The 21462-nt window shown below is 60.7% G+C and carries 17 protein-coding genes; 10 read left to right on the top strand and 7 right to left on the bottom strand.

What is annotated here, in order from left to right; translation table 11 throughout:
• Positions 1 to 12 precede the first annotated feature (12 nt).
• From CEY08_RS09115 to CEY08_RS09100, 4 genes are all read left to right on the top strand, one after another.
• Positions 13 to 1653, top strand: coding sequence for a hydantoinase B/oxoprolinase family protein (locus tag CEY08_RS09115; protein ID WP_088607633.1), 1641 nt, complete (start codon positions 13 to 15; stop codon positions 1651 to 1653).
• Between the two features lie 233 nt (positions 1654 to 1886).
• Positions 1887 to 2636: a fimbrial biogenesis chaperone gene (locus tag CEY08_RS09110; protein WP_084738657.1), complete on the top strand. Its 750-nt coding sequence runs from the start codon at positions 1887 to 1889 to the stop codon at positions 2634 to 2636.
• Positions 2633 to 3628, top strand: a complete 996-nt coding sequence (locus CEY08_RS09105; RefSeq protein WP_076817424.1) for a fimbrial protein — start codon at positions 2633 to 2635, stop codon at positions 3626 to 3628. Before CEY08_RS09110 ends, CEY08_RS09105 begins: the two co-directional genes overlap by 4 nt.
• Before the next feature lie 108 nt (positions 3629 to 3736).
• On the top strand, positions 3737 to 4699 hold the full coding sequence (locus tag CEY08_RS09100; protein WP_076817422.1) for a bifunctional GNAT family N-acetyltransferase/nucleoside diphosphate kinase regulator: 963 nt from the start codon (positions 3737 to 3739) through the stop codon (positions 4697 to 4699).
• Between the two features lie 11 nt (positions 4700 to 4710).
• On the opposite strand, the gene CEY08_RS09095 is transcribed toward CEY08_RS09100, so the two are convergent.
• Together CEY08_RS09095 and CEY08_RS09090 are read right to left on the bottom strand one after the other, a co-directional pair.
• On the bottom strand, positions 4711 to 5676 hold the full coding sequence (locus CEY08_RS09095) for a fimbrial protein (RefSeq protein ID WP_084738656.1): 966 nt from the start codon (positions 5674 to 5676) through the stop codon (positions 4711 to 4713).
• A gap of 213 nt (positions 5677 to 5889) precedes the next feature.
• A complete protein-coding gene (locus CEY08_RS09090; RefSeq protein ID WP_076817420.1) occupies positions 5890 to 6816 on the bottom strand; it encodes a LysR family transcriptional regulator in 927 nt (308 codons plus the stop codon).
• A gap of 61 nt (positions 6817 to 6877) precedes the next feature.
• On the opposite strand from CEY08_RS09090, the gene CEY08_RS09085 reads away from it, so the two are divergent.
• A complete protein-coding gene (locus CEY08_RS09085) occupies positions 6878 to 8020 on the top strand; it encodes a 4-oxalomesaconate tautomerase (protein WP_076818129.1) in 1143 nt (380 codons plus the stop codon).
• Positions 8021 to 8079: 59 nt separating this feature from the next.
• The gene (locus CEY08_RS09080) at positions 8080 to 9048 is read left to right on the top strand and encodes a Bug family tripartite tricarboxylate transporter substrate binding protein (protein ID WP_076817418.1); all 969 of its coding nucleotides are present in this window, start codon (positions 8080 to 8082) and stop codon (positions 9046 to 9048) included.
• A gap of 78 nt (positions 9049 to 9126) precedes the next feature.
• Here the strand turns inward: CEY08_RS09080 and CEY08_RS09075 are convergent, their stop codons facing one another.
• Positions 9127 to 9504: a hypothetical protein gene (locus tag CEY08_RS09075; protein ID WP_197723192.1), complete on the bottom strand. Its 378-nt coding sequence runs from the start codon at positions 9502 to 9504 to the stop codon at positions 9127 to 9129.
• Positions 9505 to 9825: 321 nt separating this feature from the next.
• Positions 9826 to 10782, bottom strand: a complete 957-nt coding sequence (locus CEY08_RS09070; protein ID WP_076817415.1) for a DUF2332 domain-containing protein — start codon at positions 10780 to 10782, stop codon at positions 9826 to 9828.
• 210 nt (positions 10783 to 10992) lie between these two features.
• Here CEY08_RS09070 and CEY08_RS09065 point away from each other — a divergent pair, with 210 nt between their 5' ends.
• The 4 genes from CEY08_RS09065 (at position 10993) to CEY08_RS29790 (ending at position 16878) form a co-directional block, all read left to right on the top strand.
• Positions 10993 to 11643 carry an imm11 family protein gene (locus CEY08_RS09065; RefSeq protein ID WP_232033789.1) on the top strand — a complete coding sequence of 217 codons (651 nt, stop codon included), beginning with the start codon at positions 10993 to 10995 and terminating at the stop codon, positions 11641 to 11643.
• Positions 11644 to 12008: 365 nt separating this feature from the next.
• Positions 12009 to 12764, top strand: a complete 756-nt coding sequence (locus tag CEY08_RS29795) for an AbiU2 domain-containing protein (protein ID WP_126389528.1) — start codon at positions 12009 to 12011, stop codon at positions 12762 to 12764.
• A gap of 235 nt (positions 12765 to 12999) precedes the next feature.
• On the top strand, positions 13000 to 14091 hold the full coding sequence (locus tag CEY08_RS09060; protein WP_063960798.1) for an RES family NAD+ phosphorylase: 1092 nt from the start codon (positions 13000 to 13002) through the stop codon (positions 14089 to 14091).
• A gap of 501 nt (positions 14092 to 14592) precedes the next feature.
• Complete coding sequence (locus CEY08_RS29790) at positions 14593 to 16878, top strand: tetratricopeptide repeat protein (RefSeq protein WP_167380351.1); 2286 nt, start codon at positions 14593 to 14595, stop codon at positions 16876 to 16878.
• Positions 16879 to 17292: 414 nt separating this feature from the next.
• On the opposite strand, the gene CEY08_RS09050 is transcribed toward CEY08_RS29790, so the two are convergent.
• The 3 genes from CEY08_RS09050 to CEY08_RS09040 form a co-directional block, all read right to left on the bottom strand.
• A complete protein-coding gene (locus CEY08_RS09050; protein ID WP_082884493.1) occupies positions 17293 to 19662 on the bottom strand; it encodes a TonB-dependent siderophore receptor in 2370 nt (789 codons plus the stop codon).
• Positions 19663 to 19899: 237 nt separating this feature from the next.
• Positions 19900 to 20901, bottom strand: coding sequence for a FecR family protein (locus tag CEY08_RS09045; RefSeq protein ID WP_076817409.1), 1002 nt, complete (start codon positions 20899 to 20901; stop codon positions 19900 to 19902).
• Positions 20888 to 21394, bottom strand: coding sequence for a sigma-70 family RNA polymerase sigma factor (locus CEY08_RS09040; RefSeq protein WP_042795315.1), 507 nt, complete (start codon positions 21392 to 21394; stop codon positions 20888 to 20890). Before CEY08_RS09040 ends, CEY08_RS09045 begins: the two co-directional genes overlap by 14 nt.
• Between the last annotated feature and the right edge of the window lie 68 nt (positions 21395 to 21462).

Here is a 21462-nt window from a genome sequence, read left to right as displayed (position 1 = left end):
AGATGTATTCCCATGACCCATATCGACCCCGTGACGCTGACCGTCATCCAGAGCGGACTTCATCAGGTGTGTAACGAAATGGACCTCGCGCATTGCCGTGCGGCCTTCTCGCCCATCATTTCCGAATCGCAGGACCGCTCCAACGGTATTTACCACCGGGACAGCGGTGAACTGATTGCTCAAGGAGAGCTCGGCCTGCCCATATTCGTGGGTACCATGCAGTTCTCCACCCAGGCCGTGATCGCCTTGGCCAAGGATATCGCCCCGGGCGACATCTTCATGGTCAACGATCCCTATCTAGGTGGTACACATTTGATGGACGTGCGCTTCGTCAAGCCCTACTTCTATCGCGGCAAGCTTTACGCCTGGCTGGCCAACACCGGCCACTGGCCCGACATGGGCGGCATGGTTCCCGGTGGATTCTCCGCTCACGCCACCGAAATCGAGCAGGAAGGTCTGCGTCTACCCCCGGTCAAACTGTACAAGAAGGGGGAGTTGGATCCGGAAATCCTGTCCATCCTCATGTCCAACATCCGCATCTCCGAGCAACGCATCGGCGACATCAAGGCCCAGGCCGCCGCGCTGGCTATCGGCGAACGCCGGTTGACTCAGCTGCTGGACCGATACGGCCTGGACACCGTCGATGCCGCCATCGCCGAACTCAAGCGCCAGGCTTCCATCCAGACACGCGCCGTGATCGCCGCCATCCCCGACGGCGAGTACCACGGCCAGGCCTTTCTGGATTCCGACGGCGTCCAGGACCAACCGCTGAAGGTGTCCGTTCGCATCCGCAAGGAAGGCGAACTCATGCACTTTGACCTAAGCGAATCCAGCCCCCCCTGCGCGGGCCCCATGAATAGCGTCATTGCCACCACGCGCTCTTCCATTTACCTCGCGATCAAGCACGTTTTCCCGGAACTGCCCATCAACGCGGGCCTGTTCGAGCCGCTGCGTATCCAGGATCCCGAAGGCACTTTCCTGTATGCGAAGTATCCCCGCCCGGTATCCGGTTGCGCGGCGGAGGTCAGCCAGCGCATCGCCGAGGCGGTCTTCGATGCCTTGCAGAAGGCGATTCCGCACCGCCTGTTCGCCGCCCCCGCGGGCACGACAGCCAACCTCGCTATTGGCGGGGACGATCCCATGCACGGACGCTCCTATGTCATGTACGTGATTTCTGGAGGCGGCTATGGCGGCCATCCAGGAGGCGACGGGCTGACCAATGGCTGCTCCACCATCGGAATCTCCAAGGCGGCCCCTGTCGAAGTGCAGGAACAGCTGTATCCCATACTCTTCGAGCGCTACGCAATCCACGAAGGCTCAGGCGGGCGCGGCGAGTTCCGCGGGGGCATGGGCATCCACTATCGCATCCGCCTGCGGGCGGGCTCGGCGCGGGCGTCCATGGTCATGGATCACGGAAAATTCGGCCCGCCCGGCGCCGCTGGCGGCGAGGACGGCGGACGCACGCGGGTCACGGTCTATCGAGACGGCACGGCCTACGTGCCGGCCCATGTCTCCAAGGATCAGGGAATCGCCATGCAGGCAGGCGACGTAATTGAGGTCTACACGCCCGGCGGGGGAGGTTATGGCGACCCCGAGCGACGTTCACCGCTCGCCCGTGAAAACGATATCCGACAGGGCTATTACCCTGGTTGATGCGGGCATCCGGCCGCTTGCGCGGCCGGCTCGACAGCGGGCGACATCGACGATCCCGGACGCGCCATCGCACTCGCCGCACGGCGTTCAGCGGCCAGTTTTTCATCAAATAGCCTGCTTTAGTAAGGCATTTCCTAAATTACTCGCAGCAAGGGCAAAATCCACGCTTGCTTTGCTAAGCTCTCACAAATTCATAAGGCCAGGCTACGTCCAGCTGGCGCGGGCGATTTTCCGTGAGAGTATTTTCCACATCAAAAAACATCGTGTTCGGATTTGCCAGAATACTGCTCCTGGCATGCGCTTTCCTGGCCTCGTTCCCCTCCATCGCTGATGTCCAGCTCGAGGGAAAAAACCGGGTGATATTCACAGGCGACCAGCGTAGGGTTTTACTGCAGCTCGTCAATTCCGACGATAGCGCCGCGCTGGCCAATATCTCCCTTGACTGGGGAGACGGGCGGCAGGCGGACCCTCATATGGTCGTATCCCGCCCCGTGATCAGTATTCCTCCGCATGAGCATGGCTCGGTCGAGGTGTTCTATCAGGGCGTTGGATTGCCGCAGGACAGAGAATCCTATTTTCTGCTGAGCCTGCTAAGCGCCCCACTTGCGCCCAGCCCCGGAAACACCCTGCAAGTGGCTTTGCGGCACAGATACAAGTTCTTCTATCGCCCTCAACTGACCGTCGCTCCAGCGGAAGCCGCAAAAAGCCTGAGATGGCAACGCGTCCGCAAAACAGGCGCAGTCAAGGCAGTAAACCCTTCACCCTATTACCTGACGATCACCGATTTGAAATTGCAGGAAAAATCCGGGAAAAATTGCGGAATCCACATTCCACACACGATGCTTGCCCCATTTTCCGAAGCCACGCTGCAAACCGAAGGCTGCGAAAAAGCCATAGAACGTTTGCAATACAACCTCGTCTCGGATAGCGGCCGGGAGCATAGCCATGTCGTCGTCGTCAGCCAGCCGGAAGTGGAAACATGAAATTTCTCCTCTCGATCATTTTCCTTGGGGCTCTGTTGTTCTCCCAAAGCAGCTTTGCCGCCATATGCCTGCAGGACGGCACCAACTCGACCGCAACAATATCCTTCAACGGCACGATAGCGGTTCCCAGCACGGCCCCCAAAGGCATGATTCTGTGGCGCTCCCCTGATTACGTCACAGAAATCATCTGCTACCAGGAAACAAGCTGGGGCATGGGTGAAGATGTTTATTTCTACCTGAGCCCCACGGATCAGGGCATGGTGCAGCTGGGCCCGGACCTCGAGTTCGGCGTGAACCTGGCAGGCGTCGACATGACATGCAGCAGCCTGCCGAAGTGCCGCACCAAGATAGGCAGCATTGAACCCTGCATCGGCCCCACCTGCACTAGCCGTAAAAATCGGTTTACGCTTTCCTATAACTTTTTCGTCGCCAAGCGGTCGACCGCGGAGCAAAGCAAAGGCAAGGATGGCCCGCTCGCAGGCATTGCTTCGTATGACGCCTTCCAGATCGATGGCGCGAACGGAATCAATGCCAAGCCGGACAAGAACTTTCGCATGACGGTTCAGGGGTTGGAGCAAATACGATTCATCGATTGCTTTTCCCAACTGCAAATACTCCCCCAAACCATCGACTTCGGCAGACTGCACGTATCTACCGCAAAGGCCTCAACGGTTGCCAAAGAGAAAGATTTTTCCATCCTGATCAGCAAATCGTGTTCCAGCGTCTATGGCATCTCTGCCGTCATGACACCCATAGACGCGACGGTGCAAGGCGGGGATACCTTGGTGCCCAGACAAAATGATTCCGTGGGGATCATGCTGCTGCGTGACAATAAAGTGGCGCTGCCATTCCATAGGGAATTCGAGCTGACTTCACCCACCGGCGACCAGCTGGTGACCAAGCGGTTTACCGCACAACTGAAGTGGCTCACCGATCAGCCCAAAGTGGGAAGCTTCAGCGCCGGCGCAACATTTGATATTTACTATAAATAGACCCAACCCGCGCCTGAGAGATCTGTCTCGCAGGGCGCGGCCGTGGCGCGCCTTTTCGACATCCGCTCGCTTCCGTCCTAAAATCGCGGATTCGCCGAAAGAACCGTCATGGCCATAGCCATGAAGGGCTTTCATCCTTTACAAATAAGTGTGGTGAAGATGAACAAGCCTTTCATTTCGCTGTGCCCTGAAATCACTCGGGCACACGCGCTGACTCTGATGGACTGGTTGGAAGACGAGCGCGTCACCTGCTACTTGAGCGATTCGCGCCATGTCTCCCGCTTTATCGAACAAGCCATCAATCGGACGCAACTGCCGATTCTGACCCATCTGTTCAATCAGGGCGGCCGATTCTTCATGGCCTATGACAGGCGTGACACCCCGGTGGGCTTCGTGCGTCTGGTCAAAACCGGCCCGGACTGCGAAATCGTCCTGGTCATCGGCGACAGCGACAACTGGGGCCAAAACCTGGGCGCAAGCACGATCCGCGAAGGCATGAAACTGGCCTTCCTGGATATGCGGTCCGAGAAGCTCATCGCCAAGATTCACCCGGACAATGTGCGCTCGCTGAAGGCCTTTCTGCGCACCGGCTTTCTGCTTGAAAGCGAAACGCCAACACTGAAGTCATTGTCCCTCACTGCGGGGCGCTATCTCCGGCTGCTGCGCGAAGGCGTCATCGTTGATTCCACTGACATCTACATCACTGAAATCGACAAGGCCCGCCTCAAGAACCTGATCGAACTCGAGTATGGCCCGGCTGTTGTCGAACTCGAGCACGAGATTGAACGAGCCATCGTGGTCAAGCCCGAGCAGGTCGCGGGGAACGTGGTCACGATGAATTCCAGGGCCTTGCTGCAACTGGACGACGAAGAAATGGAAGTCGCCCTGGTCTACCCCGAAGACGCCGACAGCAGCGCCGGCAAGTTTTCCGTGTGTTCCGACGTAGGGGCCGCCATCCTGGGCTATCGGGAGGGCGACGCTATCGACTGGCGAATTTCGGACCGAACCCGCCGGATCGGCATCAGAAAAGTGCTTTACCAGCCTGAAGCCGCTGGCGATTTCCACCTGTAGTCCCGCGTTCGCTACAGGTAACTCATGATGAATGTTACCTCGGTGTTGGCGGCGCCGGGCCTGAGCAACTCCGTGCCCACGCGGTAATAGTTGGCTGCCAGAGGGACCCGGAAGTTGGTGCCATTGGTGGGGTAGCCGCTGAACGTGCGCATGGTGTTCAACGGCACGGGCAGGCCGTTTGCGTCCTTGATCTGCAGACCGACGCCCGCGGCGGACGACGTCCGGTTAAGTCCAACGACGCCTAGGGTAGCGTTGATGACCGGGGTGAGCGCCTGCAGTTGGTAATTGATCTTGGTGATCCCTGCGGGACAGTTGTTCAGCTGGAGGTAGAAAGGAACTTCGCGGGTGGTGGAGCCTGGGCCGCCGAAGTCGAATAACTTGTAGTTGTCGCCCATCGCCACAGCGACATCCGGCGTTTCGCAGGATCCAGCCACGACATTGATGTCTCGACCCAGCACCAGATCCACGATTCTTCTGGGACCAAATCTCACAAGCCCCAGATCGCCCGCGCCGACGACTCTGCTAGGCGCCAAGGGACCAGTTTTGTAGATTTCCAGGATCACGTCGCCTTCGAGGTGGTAGAAGCCCCACCTGAGCGGAGCCAATGACGCGATATAAGCCAAGCCATCTCCCAGCTTAGTCTTGATCCTAAAGGAAAGCCCGGTATCGCCTAGGGGAAATTCTTCCACGTTCGGCTTCGGAACACGCCCACGCCCGGGGGCCAGTTCCAGCCCCCAAAGCTCCTCGCTTGTGCAATCGAATTCGCTGCGAGGGATGACCTGGGTTTCGGTGTAGACCAGCGTCCCGTTCGGCGCGCCGGTCGGTATCGTGAGATTGATGGGGCCGCCATAAGTGACGTAGCGGGTAGAGTGCCCAAAACATATTGCCTGGGCCGTATCCATGGCACCGAACATGGTGGCGATGACAACGAGGATGCGTATGGCCAGTGTGCCGTGGGGGAATTTGCCATGGTTCATGCTGCCTGTACTCTCCTATGGGCCTGTCGCTCCTCTTTGTCAGTCAGCAATTGAGAGCGCTCTGAAAAAGAGCCTTAGAGCCTATAGAGCAGCCGGCGGGCGCTCCATCAGACAAGTCCTAATTTCCTTGCTTTTCCAGCAGATTGTGGGGGGCTATTGCACGGACCTGCGGCGGCTTGCGGTTCCATGGGGACGGAGACTCAGGGCGCGGCTTCAGGCTTGCTTGGGAGAGCCGCGCTTGGCGCCTTTGCCGGCCAGCAGGACAAGGTTGTAGAGCTGTTGTGCGGCAGGCGCCAAAGGGCGGCCCCGGCGCGAGATCAAACCCAGGCTGCGAGTGACGCGTGGATGTTCCAGCTTGATGCCGGCCAAGGTCGCGTGGCCGGCTGGCGGCATCGCCAGCTGCGGCACGGCCGCCACGCCCAGGCCCGCCTCCACCAGGCCCAGCAGGGTCATGACGTGGCTGACCTCGAAGGCGCTGACCGTGCGCTTGCCGCTCTTGGCCAGGGCGTCGTCAATCAGCAGGCGGTTGCCGCTTTCCTTGGCCACGGTCATGAAGCGTTCCTGCGACAGCTCTTCCCAAGACACGCTGCGACGCGCGGCCAGCGGATGGTCGCGCCGCACCGCCAGGACGAAGTCTTCGCGCAACACTGCCTTGAAATCCACGTCCGGCTCCTGGGTGCCGAAAAAGCTGATGCCAAAGTCCGCACGGCCGGTCACGACGCTGTTGAGCACGGTGTGGGCGGTCTCGTCGATGATGCGGACCCGGATGCGCGGAAAGCGCTCGGCGTACTCGCGGACGATGGCAGGCAGGAAGTAATAGGCCACCGACGGCACGCAGGCCACTGTCACCAGCCCGCCCCGCTGCGCCGCCAGGTCGCCGATGCTGAGCACCGCGCGTTCCAGTTCGTCGATGGCGCCGCGTGCCCGTTCCAGGAAGATGCGACCCACATGAGTCAATGCCACGCGGCGGGTCGTGCGCTCCAGCAGACGCGCGCCCAGCAGGTCTTCCAGCTTTTCGATGCGGCGGCTCAGCGCCGGCTGCGACAGGTTCAAGTCTTCGGCTGCGGCGCGGAAACTGGCGCGTTCGGCCACCGCAACGAAAGCCTGCAATTCCTGTAAATCGAAATTGATGCGCGCCATGCATTAATCCATCCGTAAGTTGCAATTCAAATAATAACCGCCACGTCGCAGAATGCACCGCATGGAAACGATCATCCCTTGCGTACTGATGCGCGGCGGCACCTCCCGCGGCCCCTTTTTCTTGGCAGACTGGCTGCCGGCCAATCCCGCCGACCGCGACCGGCTGCTGCTGCAGGCCATGGGCTCGCCCCACGCGCTGCAAGTCGACGGCCTGGGCGGCGGCAACTCGCTGACCAGCAAGGTCGCGATCGTGTCGCGCTCGACCCGGCCGGACTGCGATATCGACTATCTGTTCGCGCAGGTCTCCGTAGACCGGGCCAGCGTCGACACCCGTCCCAATTGCGGCAACATGCTGTCGGGCGCCGCGCCCTTCGCCATCGACGAGGGGCTGATCGCCGCGGCCGATGGTGAAACCTCGGTGCGCGTCCACAACGTCAACACAGGCGCAGTGATCGAGGCCGTGGTGCAGACGCCGGGCGGCCGCCTGACCTACGAGGGCGAGACCCGCATCGACGGCGTGCCGGGCGCCGCAGCCCCCGTGCGCCTGAATTTCCTCGACGCCTGGGGAGCGGTCACCGGCCGCCTGTTCCCCACCGGACGACGCCAGGAAACGGTGGACGGCGTGGCCGCCACGCTGATCGACGCCGCCATGCCCATGGTGTTGCTCCGTGCGGCGGACCTTGGCCTGCGCGGCGACGAATCGCCCGCGGAGCTGGACGCCAAGCCCGCGTTGCTCGCGCGCCTGGAACGCATTCGCCGCGAAGCCGGCGCCCGCATGGGCCTGGGTGATGTATCGGACAGCGTCATCCCCAAGCCGGTGCTACTGGCGCCGGGCAGCGACATCTCCGTCCCGTCTCTGCGCTCCCGTTACTTCACGCCTCATGCCTGCCACCGCGCCCACGCCGCCACTGGCGCGGTGGGCGTGGCCGCCGCCTTTCTCATGCCGGGCACGGTCGCGCATGATTGTGGCGGCCCGGCGCCGCTACCAGGCTACCGGGGCGTACGCATCGAACATCCGTCGGGCGCCATGGACATCGACGTGAAGCTGAACGACGCCAGCGGCGAGGTGCAGACCGCCGGCTTGGTGCGCACCGCGCGCAAGATCATGAAGGGCCTTCTGTATGTGCCGGGGCGCTATGGCGCGGCACGGCAAGAGCAGGAGGCACGCGCCCGGCTGGCATCGCGCCAACCGGTCGCGGCGTAAAAAAACTCGACACACAGCGGTCCGCAGAGGCCGCCCACAGATCCATCTGGAGACATGACATGGCTATTCCCACCCGCGCCACCTTGTGCGCCGCCACCCTTTGCCTGGCCCTGGGCAGCACGGCCGCGCACGCCGAATTTCCCGAACGCGCCATCACCATGGTGGTGCCCACCGCCGCTGGCGGCGGCAACGATACCCTGGCCCGCGTGATCGGGCAGAAAATGGGCGAACTGCTGGGCCAGACCGTCATCGTGGTCAACAAGCCCGGCGCGCAGGGCGCCATCGCCGCCGACTACGTGGCGCGCCAGCCGGCCGACGGCTACACCCTGATGCTGGGCTACATCGGCACGCACGGCATCAATCCGGCGCTGCAAAAGGTCAACTACGATCCGGTGCGCGACTTCAGCGCGATCGGCATGGTGGCTGACTCTCCCACGCTCATGGTGGTGTCCAGCAGCATCGGCGTGCAAGACGTTGCGGGCCTGCTCAAGTATGGCCAGGCCCATCCCGACGGCCTGAGCTACGCCTCGGCCGGCCCGGGCACGGCGCCAGCGGTCGCGGGCGAACTGTTCAACCGCGCCACCGGCGCGGCCATGCTGGAGATTCCCTACAAGGGTTCGGCGCCCGCCATGACTGACACGCTGGCTGGCGTAACGCAGGTCATGTTTCCCAGCCTGTTCAGCGCCTATCCGCACCTGAAGTCGGGCAAGATCCGCGCGCTGGGCGTAGCCGGCACGCGCCGCGCCAAGGTGCTGCCAGACATGCCGACCTTGGCCGAACTGGGTGTGCAGGGCGTGGACGTGGCGCAGTGGTACGCAGTATTCGCGCCCGCCAATGCCGATCCGCAAGTCGTCGCCAAGCTCAACAGCGCGCTCAATGGTGCGCTCAACGATCCGGCCGTGGCCGCCAAGATCGACGACCAGGGTGCCGAAGTGCGCACCAGCACGCCTGCTGAACTGGCAGCGTTCGTGCGCGAAGAAGCCGTCAAGTGGAAACGGCTGGCCTCGACGATCCACGCCGCGCTGTAAACGAGTCCGACACCGTGGAGTCGGAATGGCGCCTTGAGCAGCAGAGGGAGCCCAGACATAAGGGCTCCCTACGACAAGTCAAGGCATGGTCACGGTAACCAGGTAAGTGCCGGAAGTGACGGGCTTGCCGGCGCGATCAACCAATGTGTACTGCTGATCGTAGTAGCGACCCAGGGTCGTCCTGGTGGCGACCAGCTTAGCCTGCACCGGCGTGTGATCCGTTGCACTGAGCGACGATTTCGGCTGGACACGCCGCACATCCAAATCAATGTTGCGGGAGGGCACTGGACAAGCATCCATACGCAAGCCGTTGGCCTGGAAGGAGGTTGTGCAGGGGGATTCGACCACTCGGCCGCTAAAACGAATGACCCCAGACCCCATCGATGTCTCTGCTTGGCACATGGGAAATGCACTCAGCATTGCTATCGCGACAACTAACGAAAACTTGCCGTTCACGCCAGATCTCCTTGAGGAATAGCCTCACCTTGGGTATCGACCGAACCATGGGATTCTTAAGGATTGTCTGATTGCGAATAACAATGGCTAAACGCCGCTGCTCTATGAAAATCGGGTCTTTTGGGGCTGCAACGCGAACGAAAAATCAGACCGTCGGAAGTCGATAGTTCTGCTCAGCCATCGGCCCGTTCGCAAGCTTTGATGCCGATGCGGGATGACCAGCCTGCTTGTAGTGAGCACCGACGGCAATCGACCCAAAGCGATCTCTTGCATCTCTTGATGACGAAGATTCCGACGGCGGCTAGCGAAGAAAGCGCTGAATCACAGCCATTGCAGCGCAGCACCATGCGGATCCGTCCAGGCCAACGCCTGGCCATCGGCGCATAACAGGAACATGCCGGACGGTTGCGGCGTGGCCGCGGGCACGAATTGTGGAAAGACCAATGGACTTTCGTTGCTAACCCAGACGCAACGCGAGGCCAACATGTTGCGTGCAAATTCATTGCGCAGAGCCTGGTCCATCACGTAGTTCAGGACAGCGGAGTGATACACAACCACGGTCGCTTCCGCCGGAGCCTGTTCAATTAAGGAAGCAAGATCCCGCAGCAAATCGCCCCGGACGATCTGAGGCGGCTCGCGTCTGCAGATCCGCAGCGCAGACCGAAGGCGCGCGAGTCGATTGCCATCCTCGGGCCACACCAAGTCCTCCAGCCACTTCCTGTCCTCGTCGCAGTGAACGTCGATTGGGCTCAGGTCTAGTCCCGCCCTCCACACAATTTCAGGATAGGTGTGGGGGAGCGAGCCCGCGCCGGTGACCGCACAGGGAAATACCGGATAACCCGAATCGTCTCCACACGGAACCAGGCGTTGGGACCCCCAGTCGTAGCCGTATTTATCCATCAGCAGGCACAGCCCTGCAGAGGCCCCCACTTCAATGAGCGCTATCTTGCCCCCGATCGAAGCGAGAGCAGGCAGCAATACTGCACAGCGCCCCGGTTCGTTCGTCTGCGTGGAACGAGTCAGCATAAGGGCCCGGATGGCGGCGCCATGTTGCGCCAGGCCTGCATCGAATTCCGCGGTCGACGTGGGCGCGCCTACGGTATGCCGGAACGCTGCAAACAGCAGATTGGGTTGCTGTTTATCTACAGGCAGACCCTGTAAAAACGCCAGTGCGTCAAACGAATTCGCGACATGCAACGCCCATTTTTCATACAAGGGCGAGCGGCCCGCCGCCTCGATTCTTGCAAATCTCAAATAGCGGTCAGCAATACGATCCATGCCATCTCCCATACGCAGATGAGTCTCGGCAGATTAGCATCGGTCGCGGGGAGCTATCATCTGTCGACCATTTTTCGAACCCTCCCGGGACTCACGGGGATCACGTATCCTGGGCACCGCTTCGACGAAACTTGAGGCTGCGCGAAAGCCCCGCTAGCATCGGCTCAAATGCACTCCCGCCCTGCCCCCGCATCCATGACGGAAGCCACCGTGACCGAACCCACCGCCACTGAAGTTTCAGCCAAAGCCGCAACTCATAAGGGCGAATTTTTCCTGATCGACGCCGGCCTCTTGGGCAACGGCGGGGTTCCCGGCATAGAAATCGCCAACGAAGTGAAGCTGATCGATCCGGGGATGAATGTCGTCTCGCGTCCTAATGGAATGCCAGACCAGTATCCGGAGCGTCCCCACCTGGTTCATGTACCGGCGAAGGGCGGAATGCCACGCGATCTGGAAGAGCTTGCTGGCATATGGATTGTGTCGGAGCCGTTGAAGCAACTGTTTGAGCAGTTGGACGCCGAGGCGTTTGCATTTGTGGAATGCGACTTCAGCCTTGCTGACGGCAGCCCCGCCCCTCGGTACTACCTGGGCAATGTGCTGCGCAGGCTGGATGCCCTGGATGAAGCCGCTTCTCGTGTGAGGATCAAGCTCGATCACAATGATCAGACCGGCAAGGACGAGAAATTTTATAGCCTCGTCGGCGGGGCCAGCTTGGTGTTCAAGCAGGACGTTGTGGGAGATGCCCATATCTTCCGCCAGGATCGCATGGGAGCACCGCCCATCTGCGATCGCGCCATGTTTGATGCATTGCGTGCGGCCAACTTCTCCGGCGTACGGCTGCGCGATGTCGCCGATATTTAGCAAGACCACCTGGTGCGCGGCCGTCGGATCACTCCTGATCTCCTGGGCCAGTGCGCCGCCCGTTACGGCGTCTCTCTGACGGCCTCAATTGTCAGGTGGCTGGAGTTCACCCATCAGGCTGCCTTTGCGCATGACAAACAATCCGCCTTCATTCGAACTCTCACCTTCAGCAGATCAGGTAGAAAGCTCGGGCCATTTTTCGCTTCAGAGCGAACACTCGTTTGACCTTAATGAATGTCCGTTTTTTTGGCTGGGAACAGCCATTGGCGAGCGGCAGCTCTCGGCCAGGAGCGGTCACTCCTTTATTAGCCCTCCGTGCTCATCACAGACCGCGATCTAAGTTTGTAAAAATGGCTTTACGTTGATTGTTCATTATCATCGCCATATCTAAAGTACATTTTTTTACGCGCTATAACTGCATTTGGTTTTCCATCGAAATCTACTTAAACCAACTACTTATGCCATCTGAACTCGGAGTTGCCGTAATAGACGATGTTTGGCGAGCAATCGACTACGAGGTGACCTGGCTCCATGGTCGCTGGGCCATCTATAGGCAGCTATATGGCACCAGTGAGGCTCGCGTTAATGTTCTCAATCGCTCAGCTGGCACGTTTGCCATGATGCTCCAAGATGTATTACTTAATGATGTGCAGCTGGGATTGGCAAAGCTGGGAGACCCGGCATCTACGCGTGTCAAGGGCGAAGAGGTTGAGAATCTGACCCTCAGGAATCTCTACAACTTAGTCACCGAGTCGGGTGCTTTGGCAGCTCAATTAGCGCCACTACTTCACGCCTATGACAGTGCCTGTGCTAATGCAAGAAAGAGGCGCAACAAGCATATTGCACACTTTGATCTTGCGACCATGCTAAATGCAAGAGCAACTCTTGGAGGCCCTTCGCGCCATGAGATTGAGATTGCCTTGCAAGCATTACGCCGTGTGATGAATTGCATTTCCCTACATTACATTGGCACACAAACGGCATATGAGCACATCACACTTCACAGCGACGGTGATTCTCTGATTGCAACGCTCAAAAGAGGGCTGCGATATTCAGAGTTAGTTACGGATGGCACTATTCCACCCGATGACCTTCGCTTGAGCGACTGGGGTGACGTCTAATAACTCATCAAGCGTTGTCGACTATCTGCTCTGGGATACCCATGCGTCGTTGCCGCGTCCTTTCCTAAACCGTCCGTTTTTGGATGCTATACGATGGGTGTCCCAAAACCTGCCCGACCAGGGCCAAGCTGAACGCTGATATTGGTCTCTGCTGGCCACCGGTTTCACATAAGTGCCGAGGAAGTAGATCTACGCCACCTAATCCCGACACGTCAACATCACGACGATGAATAATATGACCGACAACGCCCAATATCTAGACCCCGCTGAACATCCTCCTGTGGCGTGTTCGCTATGCTTTTCTGACCACGGTCTACGATTAGACGCTGCGAGATTCGAACCCAACTATCTAGCCGATCTCGCGTGCCAAAATTGCGGCGCAACCGGCGGAAAGAAGCTTAACAAGGCCGCGCTGGAAGCCCTCGCACATCGATTTTTCGTTTGGGGGTCATTGTGGCGGCTCGACTATGGTGGTGCCCCGCGAATTCAGTTCAACGATAAGCAGTCCACCAGCATCAATGTGTCTCCGTGGCTTCAACCCGATGTTGCACTATTTGAGCGACTTCTCGGCGTCGGATTTTTCCACTACGGCCCGAGACTATGGATGGTCGGAGAAGTCACCCCACTCCAACATTTGCAGGACCCGCTAAGAAGGGGCAGCGTTATCGAACGCATCATCGGCGAGTTCCCATCGGTTACTTACGGTCCAGACCGGATCTTCTACCGCGTCCGTGTATCGCCCTCCATGCCGGGTGATCCAACTCAATACGATAGCCCCCCAGACCAATTTTTGGGGAGCGGTCGCATTGATTCGGCCGCTCTGCCCATCTTGTATGCGTCACCGGATCTGGATACGTGCCTACATGAGTGTCGCCTTACGGCTGAGGACGAAACGTTCGTCGCCACTATGCACCCCGCACGGGAGCTACGCTTATTGAACTTGGCAGCTTTGCTCCGTGAAGGCGATCACGTGTCTGAGTTCGAAAGTCTCGATATGGCTATCCACATGCTGTTCCTCGCCGGTAAACATGCGTATGAGATCATCCGCGAGGTTGCCATCGCCGCCCGCGCCGCCGGCTTTGATGGCCTCATCTACCCTTCTTACTTTAGTTTGATCCGACTGGGTATCATGCCATTCCAAACCATTTATGGTATCTCGCATCGTCGCATCCAGTCCCTGCAAGATCACGAAGAGTCCAAAGCGGTACCCAACCTTGCTTTGTTCGGTCGGCCTGTAGCATCAGGAGACGTCGCGATCGAGTCTATAAATCGGCTCGTCCTCAGGCAGGTCCAATACGGCTACCATTTCGGGCCGGTGTCGTTCTGAGTTGAAACCGATTGCACCGCAGAACTGGTACACAGTCGCCGCTACGCGGTCATTGTGGGTGAGCATTAGCACGTTGATTTTTGAGGATTTTGCCGACGGCGGGAGGCTGACTTCTCTCCACGCCATATAAGACTTTTGCCTTGTCCCATTCAGATCGATGGCTTGCCTGCGACGAGCGACTGGTCGGCTCTGATACCTGCCCTTGCAACTCCGACGGCCTGACCGGCAGCAACGGGCCGGGATCGGTCTGTCGTCATAGACGGCACCCGGCCAGAAGCGGACATAGGCTTCGATCTTCGTGGGACAGCTACAGGCTGATCTGAGCCGATCGTGCCGCCTGCCCTGGGGTGGTAACTCGCGCCCGCAGCGGTGATTGAATGCGGCGTTGAAAGCGTGAAGGCAATGCCGCTGCAGCCGGCGAATCCGTGGCTTCTGTTAGTATCCGCGGCAAAGAATTTGCAAGCAACGGCAACTTATCAAATGACCGACGGAGCGAGTCCAATGATCAGGCTGGTGGCTATTTGCTTTTTTCTGTGGGGCACACCTGTAGCGCAAGCGACTGAGACTTCGACATTTGCCTCGAGAGACGAGTTGAATGCCTTCAAGGAATTGCAGCAAAGCAAGTTGGAGTCACAAAAGGAGCTTCAAGCAAAAGGGTTGGAATCACAAAAGGAGCTTCAAGCCAAAGACGTTGAGGCCGTCCGCCAACAGATCACGGCCGTTGACAAGCGTGTAGATGACCAATTGGCGCAGTTGGGTCAAAGCATTGACCGGTTTGGCACCTTGACCACTCTGCTGAGCGTCGGCATCACGGTGTTGCTGCTCTTGGGTGGATTTCTCGGGTATCGCAATGCCAAGTCGGAAGCCAAGGAGGCAGCCAAGGAGGCAGCCAAAGAGGCGGCCAAGGAGGCGGCCTCTGATGTTGCGAGAGCTAGCGCACAAGAGTGGTTTGACAAACAGGCAGACCAGTTAAGAAAACAAATTGGAGCAATGGAGCAGAAAGCCGCTCAGTTGCATCTGGAAATGGATGGGCATGCGCAAGGAGTTCAAGCGCACGCTGCTGATGTCACAAAAGCTCTCAATACTGCACAGGAGTCAATTGACAAAACCAGGGCCCAACCCCCCTCTACTCTGGCCGACTCAACAAAAGTGCTTGCTCAACGCGACCGTGAGCTGAAAGCCTCTACCGAAGACAGCTACTCTTTCGATGACTGGAACACTCGCGCCCACGCCGCGTACGCCGCCGGAGACTTAGAAGACGCTGCCTATTTTTGGCTCAAAGCTGCTAGAGTTTCCAATGCTGGTGCCACCAGTGTTGCGAAGGTGCTAGTCAATCGAGGTATCACGCAGGGGCAACTGAGCCAAAGCGAAGCCGAAATAGCCACCTACGATGAGGTGCTGCACCGCTTTGGTGATGCTGTCGAGCCCGCGCTGCGCGCGCAGGTCGCCCGGGCCTTGCTCAACAAGGGCATCGTCCAGAGCCAACTGAACCAGAACGAAGCCGCCGTCGCCACCTACGATGAGGTGCTGCGCCGCTTTGGTGATGCTGCCGAGCCAGCGCTGCGCGTGCAGGTCGCCAGGGCCTTGGTCAACAAGGGCATCACCCAGGGCCTACTGAACCAGGACGAACCCGAAATAGCCACCTACGATGAGGTACTGCGCCGCTTTGGTGAGGCTGCCGAGCCCGCGCTGCGCGAGCCTGTCGCGAGGGCCTTGGTCAACAAGGGCATCACCCAGGGCCAACTGAACCAGAACGAAGCCGCCATGGCCACCTACGATGAGGTGCTGCGCCGCTTTGGTGATGCTGCCGATCCCGCGCTGCGCGAGCAGGCCGCCAGGGCCTTGACCAACAAGGGCCGCACCCAGGGCCAACTGAACCAGAACGAAGCCGCCATGGCCACCTACGATGAGGTGCTGCGCCGCTTTGGTGATGCTGACGATCCCGCGCTGCGCGAGCCTGTCGCGATGGCCTTGGTCAACAAGGGCATCACCCACGGCCGACTGAACCAGGCAGAAGCCGAAATAGCCGCCTACGATGAGGTGCTGCGCCGTTTTGGTGATACTGCGGAGCCCGCGCTGCGCGAGCCTGTCGCGAGGGCCTTGCTCAACAAGGGGATCACCCAGGGCCAATTGAACCAGAACGAAGCCGCCATGGCCACCTACGATGAGTTGCTGCGCCGCTTTGGTGATGCTGCCGAGCCCACGCTGCGCGAGCAGGTCTCCAGGGCCTTGATCAACAAGGGCATCATCCAGGGCCTACTGAACCAAGCAGAAGCCGAAATAGCCACCTACGGTGAGGTGCTGCGCCGCTTTGGTGATGCTGCCGAGCCCGCGCTGCACGAGCAGGTTGCCAGGGCCTTGGTCAACAAAGGCATCACTCACGGCCAACTGGGCCAGTACGAAGCCGAAATAGCCAGCTACGATGAGCTGCTGCTCCGCTTTGGTGATGCTGCCGAACACGCGCTGCGCGAGCAGGTCGCCAGGGCCTTGATCAACAAGGGCCTCACCCAGGGTCAACTGAACCAGGCAGAAGCCGAAATAGCCACCTACGATGAGGTGCTGCGCCGCTTTGGTGATGCTGACGATCCCGCGCTGCGCGAGCGGGTCGCCGGGGCCTTGGTCAACAAGGGCATCACCCAAGGCCAACTGCACCAGAACGAAGCAGCCATGGCCACCTACGATGAGGTGCTGCGCCGCTTTGGTGATGCTGTCGAACCCGCGCTGCGCGAGCTGGTCGCCAGGGCCACGGTCAACAAGGGCGCCATCCAAGGACAGCCGAACTCGTGAGAGAAAACTCGCGGGCGACTGCTCTGGGTCGGAAGCTGCCAATGGCGGACGACCGCTCCCGACCCATTGCGGCCGCTCGAATCTCAATAGCCAGTTCCTGCGTTGCGGAGTTTGCCTCCGCCCCACGCCTGACAAGGTTGGCCGTTGTGATCAGGGCCTGAGCGTTCCCACGCGGCAAGACCCACTGGTCACCAAGGCTTTTGCAGCATGTTGGCGCTCCCGGCCGGTGAGGCTCGCCGCCATGGATGCTTGGCTAACATGTTGAGTGTCCAGTTTGATCTGCCGCCGCAGATCTCCCTTGGCCAAAACTGGACTTCAAAGCGTTGGATTGCGCCCCAAAACACAATGACCCACAGCAGTGCCAAGGAGCGCGGCCCAAACGAGCCGCAGCCGCAGCCGTAGAGATGGGGGACGTTACCAGTAATAGTTCAGGCTGAGCATCGCTTCGCGCTCCATGCCGCGGAACGTGTAGGTGTAGTAGCGCTTGTCGAACACGTTGTTGACGTTCAGCGCAACACGGTAGCGCGGGGTCTCATACGCGATCGCCACGTCCGCCAGCGTAAAGGCGGGGTTGTACGGCGTGCTGCCGTCGGCCGCGGTGTTCAGCGGCGCCTTGCCGCGATAGCGCAGGCCACCCCCAAGCATCAAGCCCTGCACCTGGTGCGGACGGTAGTCCACCCACAGGCTGGCCGTCTGGCGCGCAGTTTGCGTAAGCTGGCGGCCCACCTCCTGCAGCCGGTTGCTCTTTGTCGTGCGCGGATCGATGTAGGTGTAGCCGGCCATCACGCTGAGTTCACGCGAGAGGGGGAATTTGGCTTCCAGTTCGACTCCCGTGGAACGCACTTCGCCCGTCTGCAAACTGAAGCGTGGATGGTCCGGATCCGGCGTCGTCACGTTGGTCTGGCGGATGTCGAACACTGCGGCCGTAAAGAGCGCGTCGGTGCCGGGCGGCTGGTACTTCAGCCCGATTTCGTACTGCTTGCCCTCGCGCGGCTTGAATGCCGTGCCGTCGAACTGCTTGCCCGTAATCGGGTCGAACGCCGTGGAGTAACTGACGTAGGGCGCGACACCGTTGTCAAAGAGATAGAGCAGGCCCATGCTCCCGGTGGTGGCCGAGTCGCTGACGCGAGGCTGCGTCGTGCTGGTCTGGGTGGTGCGCACGAAGTCGCGCCGCAGGCTCACGTTACCCACCCAGTTATTCCACTTGAGCTGGTTCAGCGTGTAGATGCCCGTCTGCTTCATATCGGTGCGAGACGGATCCAATTCGGGATACTCGATGCTTTGCCCATAGACCGGCGCGTAGATGTCCAGGTTGGGCACGTCCCATCCGAAGCCCAGCGCATCGTTCTCCTTGTAGCGCAGGTAGTCCACGCCCAGCGCAAAGGTGTGCTGCAGATCGCCCCACTTGAAGTCGCGCGACGCGCGGCTGTCCACCGCGAACGTCTTGCCGTTGGTGCGCTGGGCGAGGCTGCCGCGCGTGACCGTGCGGCGGTCGTCCAGCAGATCCATCGCGTAGATGTGCCGGTAGTCGATGTCGATCTCGGAATAGCGCAGGTTCTGGCGCAGGCGCCACCCGTTGTCCGTATCGTGTTCGAAGGCGTACCCGATCGACTTCGTGTCGCGGTCGAAGCGGTCGAAATCCGGATCGCCGGCGGTGCGGCTCAGCGGCAGGTCGCCGATTTCGGGGTAGGTATAGAGATTCGGCCACCAGCTCTTGGGCGTCGCACGCTCTTTGGAGTACGTGCCCAGCACGGTCAACCGCGTCTGGTTCGTGATGTTCCACAGGATCGACGGCGCCACGGAAATCCGGTCGTCGCGCGAACCGTCCGTGCGGCCATCGCTGTCGCGGCCCAGCACGTTCAGGCGATACAGCACCTTCTGATCGGCATCGAAGGCGCCGCCCAGGTCCGCGGTGAGCTGACGGCGATTGTAGGTGCCGTAGCTGGCGCCGACGCTGTTGACGTGATCCGCGGAAGGCCGCTTGGAGACCACGTTGATGACCCCGCCCGGCCGGCCCTGACCGAAGAGCACCGAGGCGGGCCCCTTCAGCACTTCGATGCTGTCGAGTTCCTCGATGTTGTCGTTCCACGAGGCATAGGTGCCGGTCGACAACTGCTTGAGGCCGTCCTTGAAGTAGGCGCTGCCATCGCTGAAGCCGCGGATGACGGTGCCCGTCATCCGCGCATCGCTTGAGCCCGACACCTCCGTCTGCACGCCGGGCGTATAGGCCAACGCGCTTTCCAGGTTGCGCGGCGCCTGAACCTTGAGCTGCTCCTGCGTCACGATAGACACCGATCGCGGCGTCTCGATCAGCGGCACGTCCAGCTTGCCGCTCTGGCTGGAAAGCGCGACGTAGCTGTCGGCCGTTCCCACCGCAACACCATGCACCGTCACGGTTTCAAGCTGAGCTGAACCGCCGGACGGTGCGGTCAGCGAGACATTGCGCCCGTCACGCTGGAACGCGATGCCGGTGCCGGCCAGCAGGCGGCGCAGTGCATCGTCGGGCGTCAGCATTCCCGACACGGCCGGCGCGGTGCGGCCTCGCACTGTCTCAGGCAGATAGAAGATCACCAGCGACGCCTGCTCGCCCAACTGGATCAATGCGTCGCCCAGCGGCTGCACCGCAATGCTGACCTGCACCGGGGCAGTCTGCGCGACGGCCTCGTTGGGCATGGCGCCCCACGCCAATGCCAGGGAAATCGCCAGCGCGCCGCAGGCGCCTTGCGCCCCGCGCTTCGCGGCCTTGCGCGCCGCGGCGTGCGGCGTATGTTGCTTGTCCATCATCAGAAGAAAAATTCCAGTACAACTGCCCGCGCATTGAGCGCCCGACACCCTTGGCCAAAGGTTGCTTCCGGGGTCGAGATCGGCTGGCGAGCGCGGCCCCTTTCACCGGATAGACGCCTGGGGCCTGAAAAAACCGGAATGATTCTCGATGGAATAGTTGAAACAGAATGATTCAGCCATGGATCTACCTGGACGCGGCGCCATTGCGGCCCCGGTCCCTGGTTTCATCAGCGTGCACTAACGCGGCGCCAACACCGCCCCGCCGTCCGCGGCATACAGCACGATCACGGGCGCGATGTGAGGCAGCACGTCCAGGACCGACTCAGGCGCGTCGATTGGCAACGTGCCCGCCACGCGCAGTTGCGCGAGCTTGCGGTCGTCGATCCGCAACGGACTGCGCAGATAGCGGTTCAGCTCCGCCACGACCTGCGCCAGTGGAGTATCGCGAAACACCAGCCTGCCCCGCTGCCAGGCAGTGACTGCCGCCACGTTTTCCTGATGCGGCGCCGCGAGGGGAGCCCCGGGCGCATATTGCGCGGCGTAGCCGGCCGTCAGGTGGCGCGTGGTCTTGTTCCACCAGGCGCCCGCGGAAAACGCCACGCTGCCCTCGTCCACCGCCAGCGCCACAACGTCCCCATCCCGGCGGACATTGAAACGCGTGCCCGTCACGCGCACCTGCACCGCGCCTGCGTTCACCGTGAAATGCCGCGCCGCATCGGGACTGACGGTAAACAAGGCCTCGCCCGCCAGCAACTCGATTTCGCGCCGGTCCTCATACAGCGCCACCTGGATCTGCGTGTCCGTGTTCAATTCCACCAGCGAGCCATCGGGCAACGCGACGCGCTTGCGCTCGCCGCGCGCGGTGGCCAGCGATTGCGTGAAATCCGGCGCCGGAGACCACAGCCGCGGAGCGATCACGCCGGCGGCAAGCGTCAAAGCACAGGCGGCCGATAGCCCAACGGCGAACTTGCGGCGCCCAGGCCGCGCCGGAGCTTCATCAGATCGCGCCAGGATCGCGCGCATTTCGTCTTCCGGCAGGCGATCCGCCACGCGCCACAAGGCCTGCATCGCCCGGTATTGACGCGCGTGCTCCGGATCCGCCGCCAGCCACGCCTCAAGCGCCCGCCGCTGCGCGTCGTCCAGTGCGCCCAGGCGCTCGCGCGAAAACCAGTGCGCCGCCTGGTCGCGCGTCGTCGCAGGCGGTCGGGATGCGTCCTCGCGGGCATCAGTGCGGGGCATGATCTTGCAACCGGTCATGGATGTGGGTGAGCGCGCGCTTCATGTGCTTTTCGACCATGCTTTGCGTCAACCCGAGTTTCTGGGCGATTTCGGCCTGCGTGTAACCCTCAAGCTTGTTCCACAGGAACACCTGCTGGCATTTGAGGGGAAGTTCGGCCAGCGCCGACTTTAGCGCATCGGCAAGCTGCGCCGCGCGGATAGCGGACTCCGGGTCGGCCTGCGCGGGATGCTCGGCGTCCGTCAACGCGTCCAGGCTGAGCACCTCGCGCCGCGATTGGCGGCGGAACTCGCCGTTCAGACGGTTCTGGCTGGCGCCATAGAGGTAAGCCTTCGGGTCCAACACGGCGGCGTCGCCGTTGCGCAGCATGTTGGTCACGACGTCATGCGCGGCGTCTTCCGCATCGTGCCGGCTGGCGCTACGCCGCGTCCACGTCCCGATCAGCTCGCGATAATGCGCGAGCCAACCTTTTTCGGATGGGGGATGGCGGGGCATGGAACGGCAGGGAGGCTGTTGCAGAGAAGAGGTCCGGCATTATCAATCATGATTCTCATTACGGCAAC

The sequence above is a fragment of the Achromobacter insolitus genome, from assembly GCF_002209555.1.
In the GTDB taxonomy this organism is placed as follows: Bacteria; Pseudomonadota; Gammaproteobacteria; order Burkholderiales; family Burkholderiaceae_B; genus Achromobacter; species Achromobacter insolitus.
The sequence above is the reverse complement of the archived record's forward strand: the minus strand, read 5'-3'. Positions and strand labels throughout refer to the sequence as shown.

What these genes read in the sequence shown, in the direction of transcription:
- CEY08_RS09060 (WP_063960798.1), top strand. Translation starts at nt 13,000, where the DNA reads ATGACCGACAACGCCCAATATCTAGACCCCGCTGAACATCCTCCTGTG.
- CEY08_RS09070 (WP_076817415.1), bottom strand. Translation starts at nt 10,782, where the DNA reads ATGGATCGTATTGCTGACCGCTATTTGAGATTTGCAAGAATCGAGGCG.
- CEY08_RS09115 (WP_088607633.1), top strand. Translation starts at nt 13, where the DNA reads ATGACCCATATCGACCCCGTGACGCTGACCGTCATCCAGAGCGGACTT.
- CEY08_RS09100 (WP_076817422.1), top strand. Translation starts at nt 3,737, where the DNA reads ATGGCCATAGCCATGAAGGGCTTTCATCCTTTACAAATAAGTGTGGTG.
- CEY08_RS29790 (WP_167380351.1), top strand. Translation starts at nt 14,593, where the DNA reads ATGATCAGGCTGGTGGCTATTTGCTTTTTTCTGTGGGGCACACCTGTA.
- CEY08_RS09090 (WP_076817420.1), bottom strand. Translation starts at nt 6,816, where the DNA reads ATGGCGCGCATCAATTTCGATTTACAGGAATTGCAGGCTTTCGTTGCG.
- CEY08_RS09105 (WP_076817424.1), top strand. Translation starts at nt 2,633, where the DNA reads ATGAAATTTCTCCTCTCGATCATTTTCCTTGGGGCTCTGTTGTTCTCC.
- CEY08_RS09085 (WP_076818129.1), top strand. Translation starts at nt 6,878, where the DNA reads ATGGAAACGATCATCCCTTGCGTACTGATGCGCGGCGGCACCTCCCGC.
- CEY08_RS09080 (WP_076817418.1), top strand. Translation starts at nt 8,080, where the DNA reads ATGGCTATTCCCACCCGCGCCACCTTGTGCGCCGCCACCCTTTGCCTG.
- CEY08_RS09095 (WP_084738656.1), bottom strand. Translation starts at nt 5,676, where the DNA reads ATGAACCATGGCAAATTCCCCCACGGCACACTGGCCATACGCATCCTC.
- CEY08_RS09045 (WP_076817409.1), bottom strand. Translation starts at nt 20,901, where the DNA reads ATGCCCCGCACTGATGCCCGCGAGGACGCATCCCGACCGCCTGCGACG.
- CEY08_RS09050 (WP_082884493.1), bottom strand. Translation starts at nt 19,662, where the DNA reads ATGATGGACAAGCAACATACGCCGCACGCCGCGGCGCGCAAGGCCGCG.
- CEY08_RS09040 (WP_042795315.1), bottom strand. Translation starts at nt 21,394, where the DNA reads ATGCCCCGCCATCCCCCATCCGAAAAAGGTTGGCTCGCGCATTATCGC.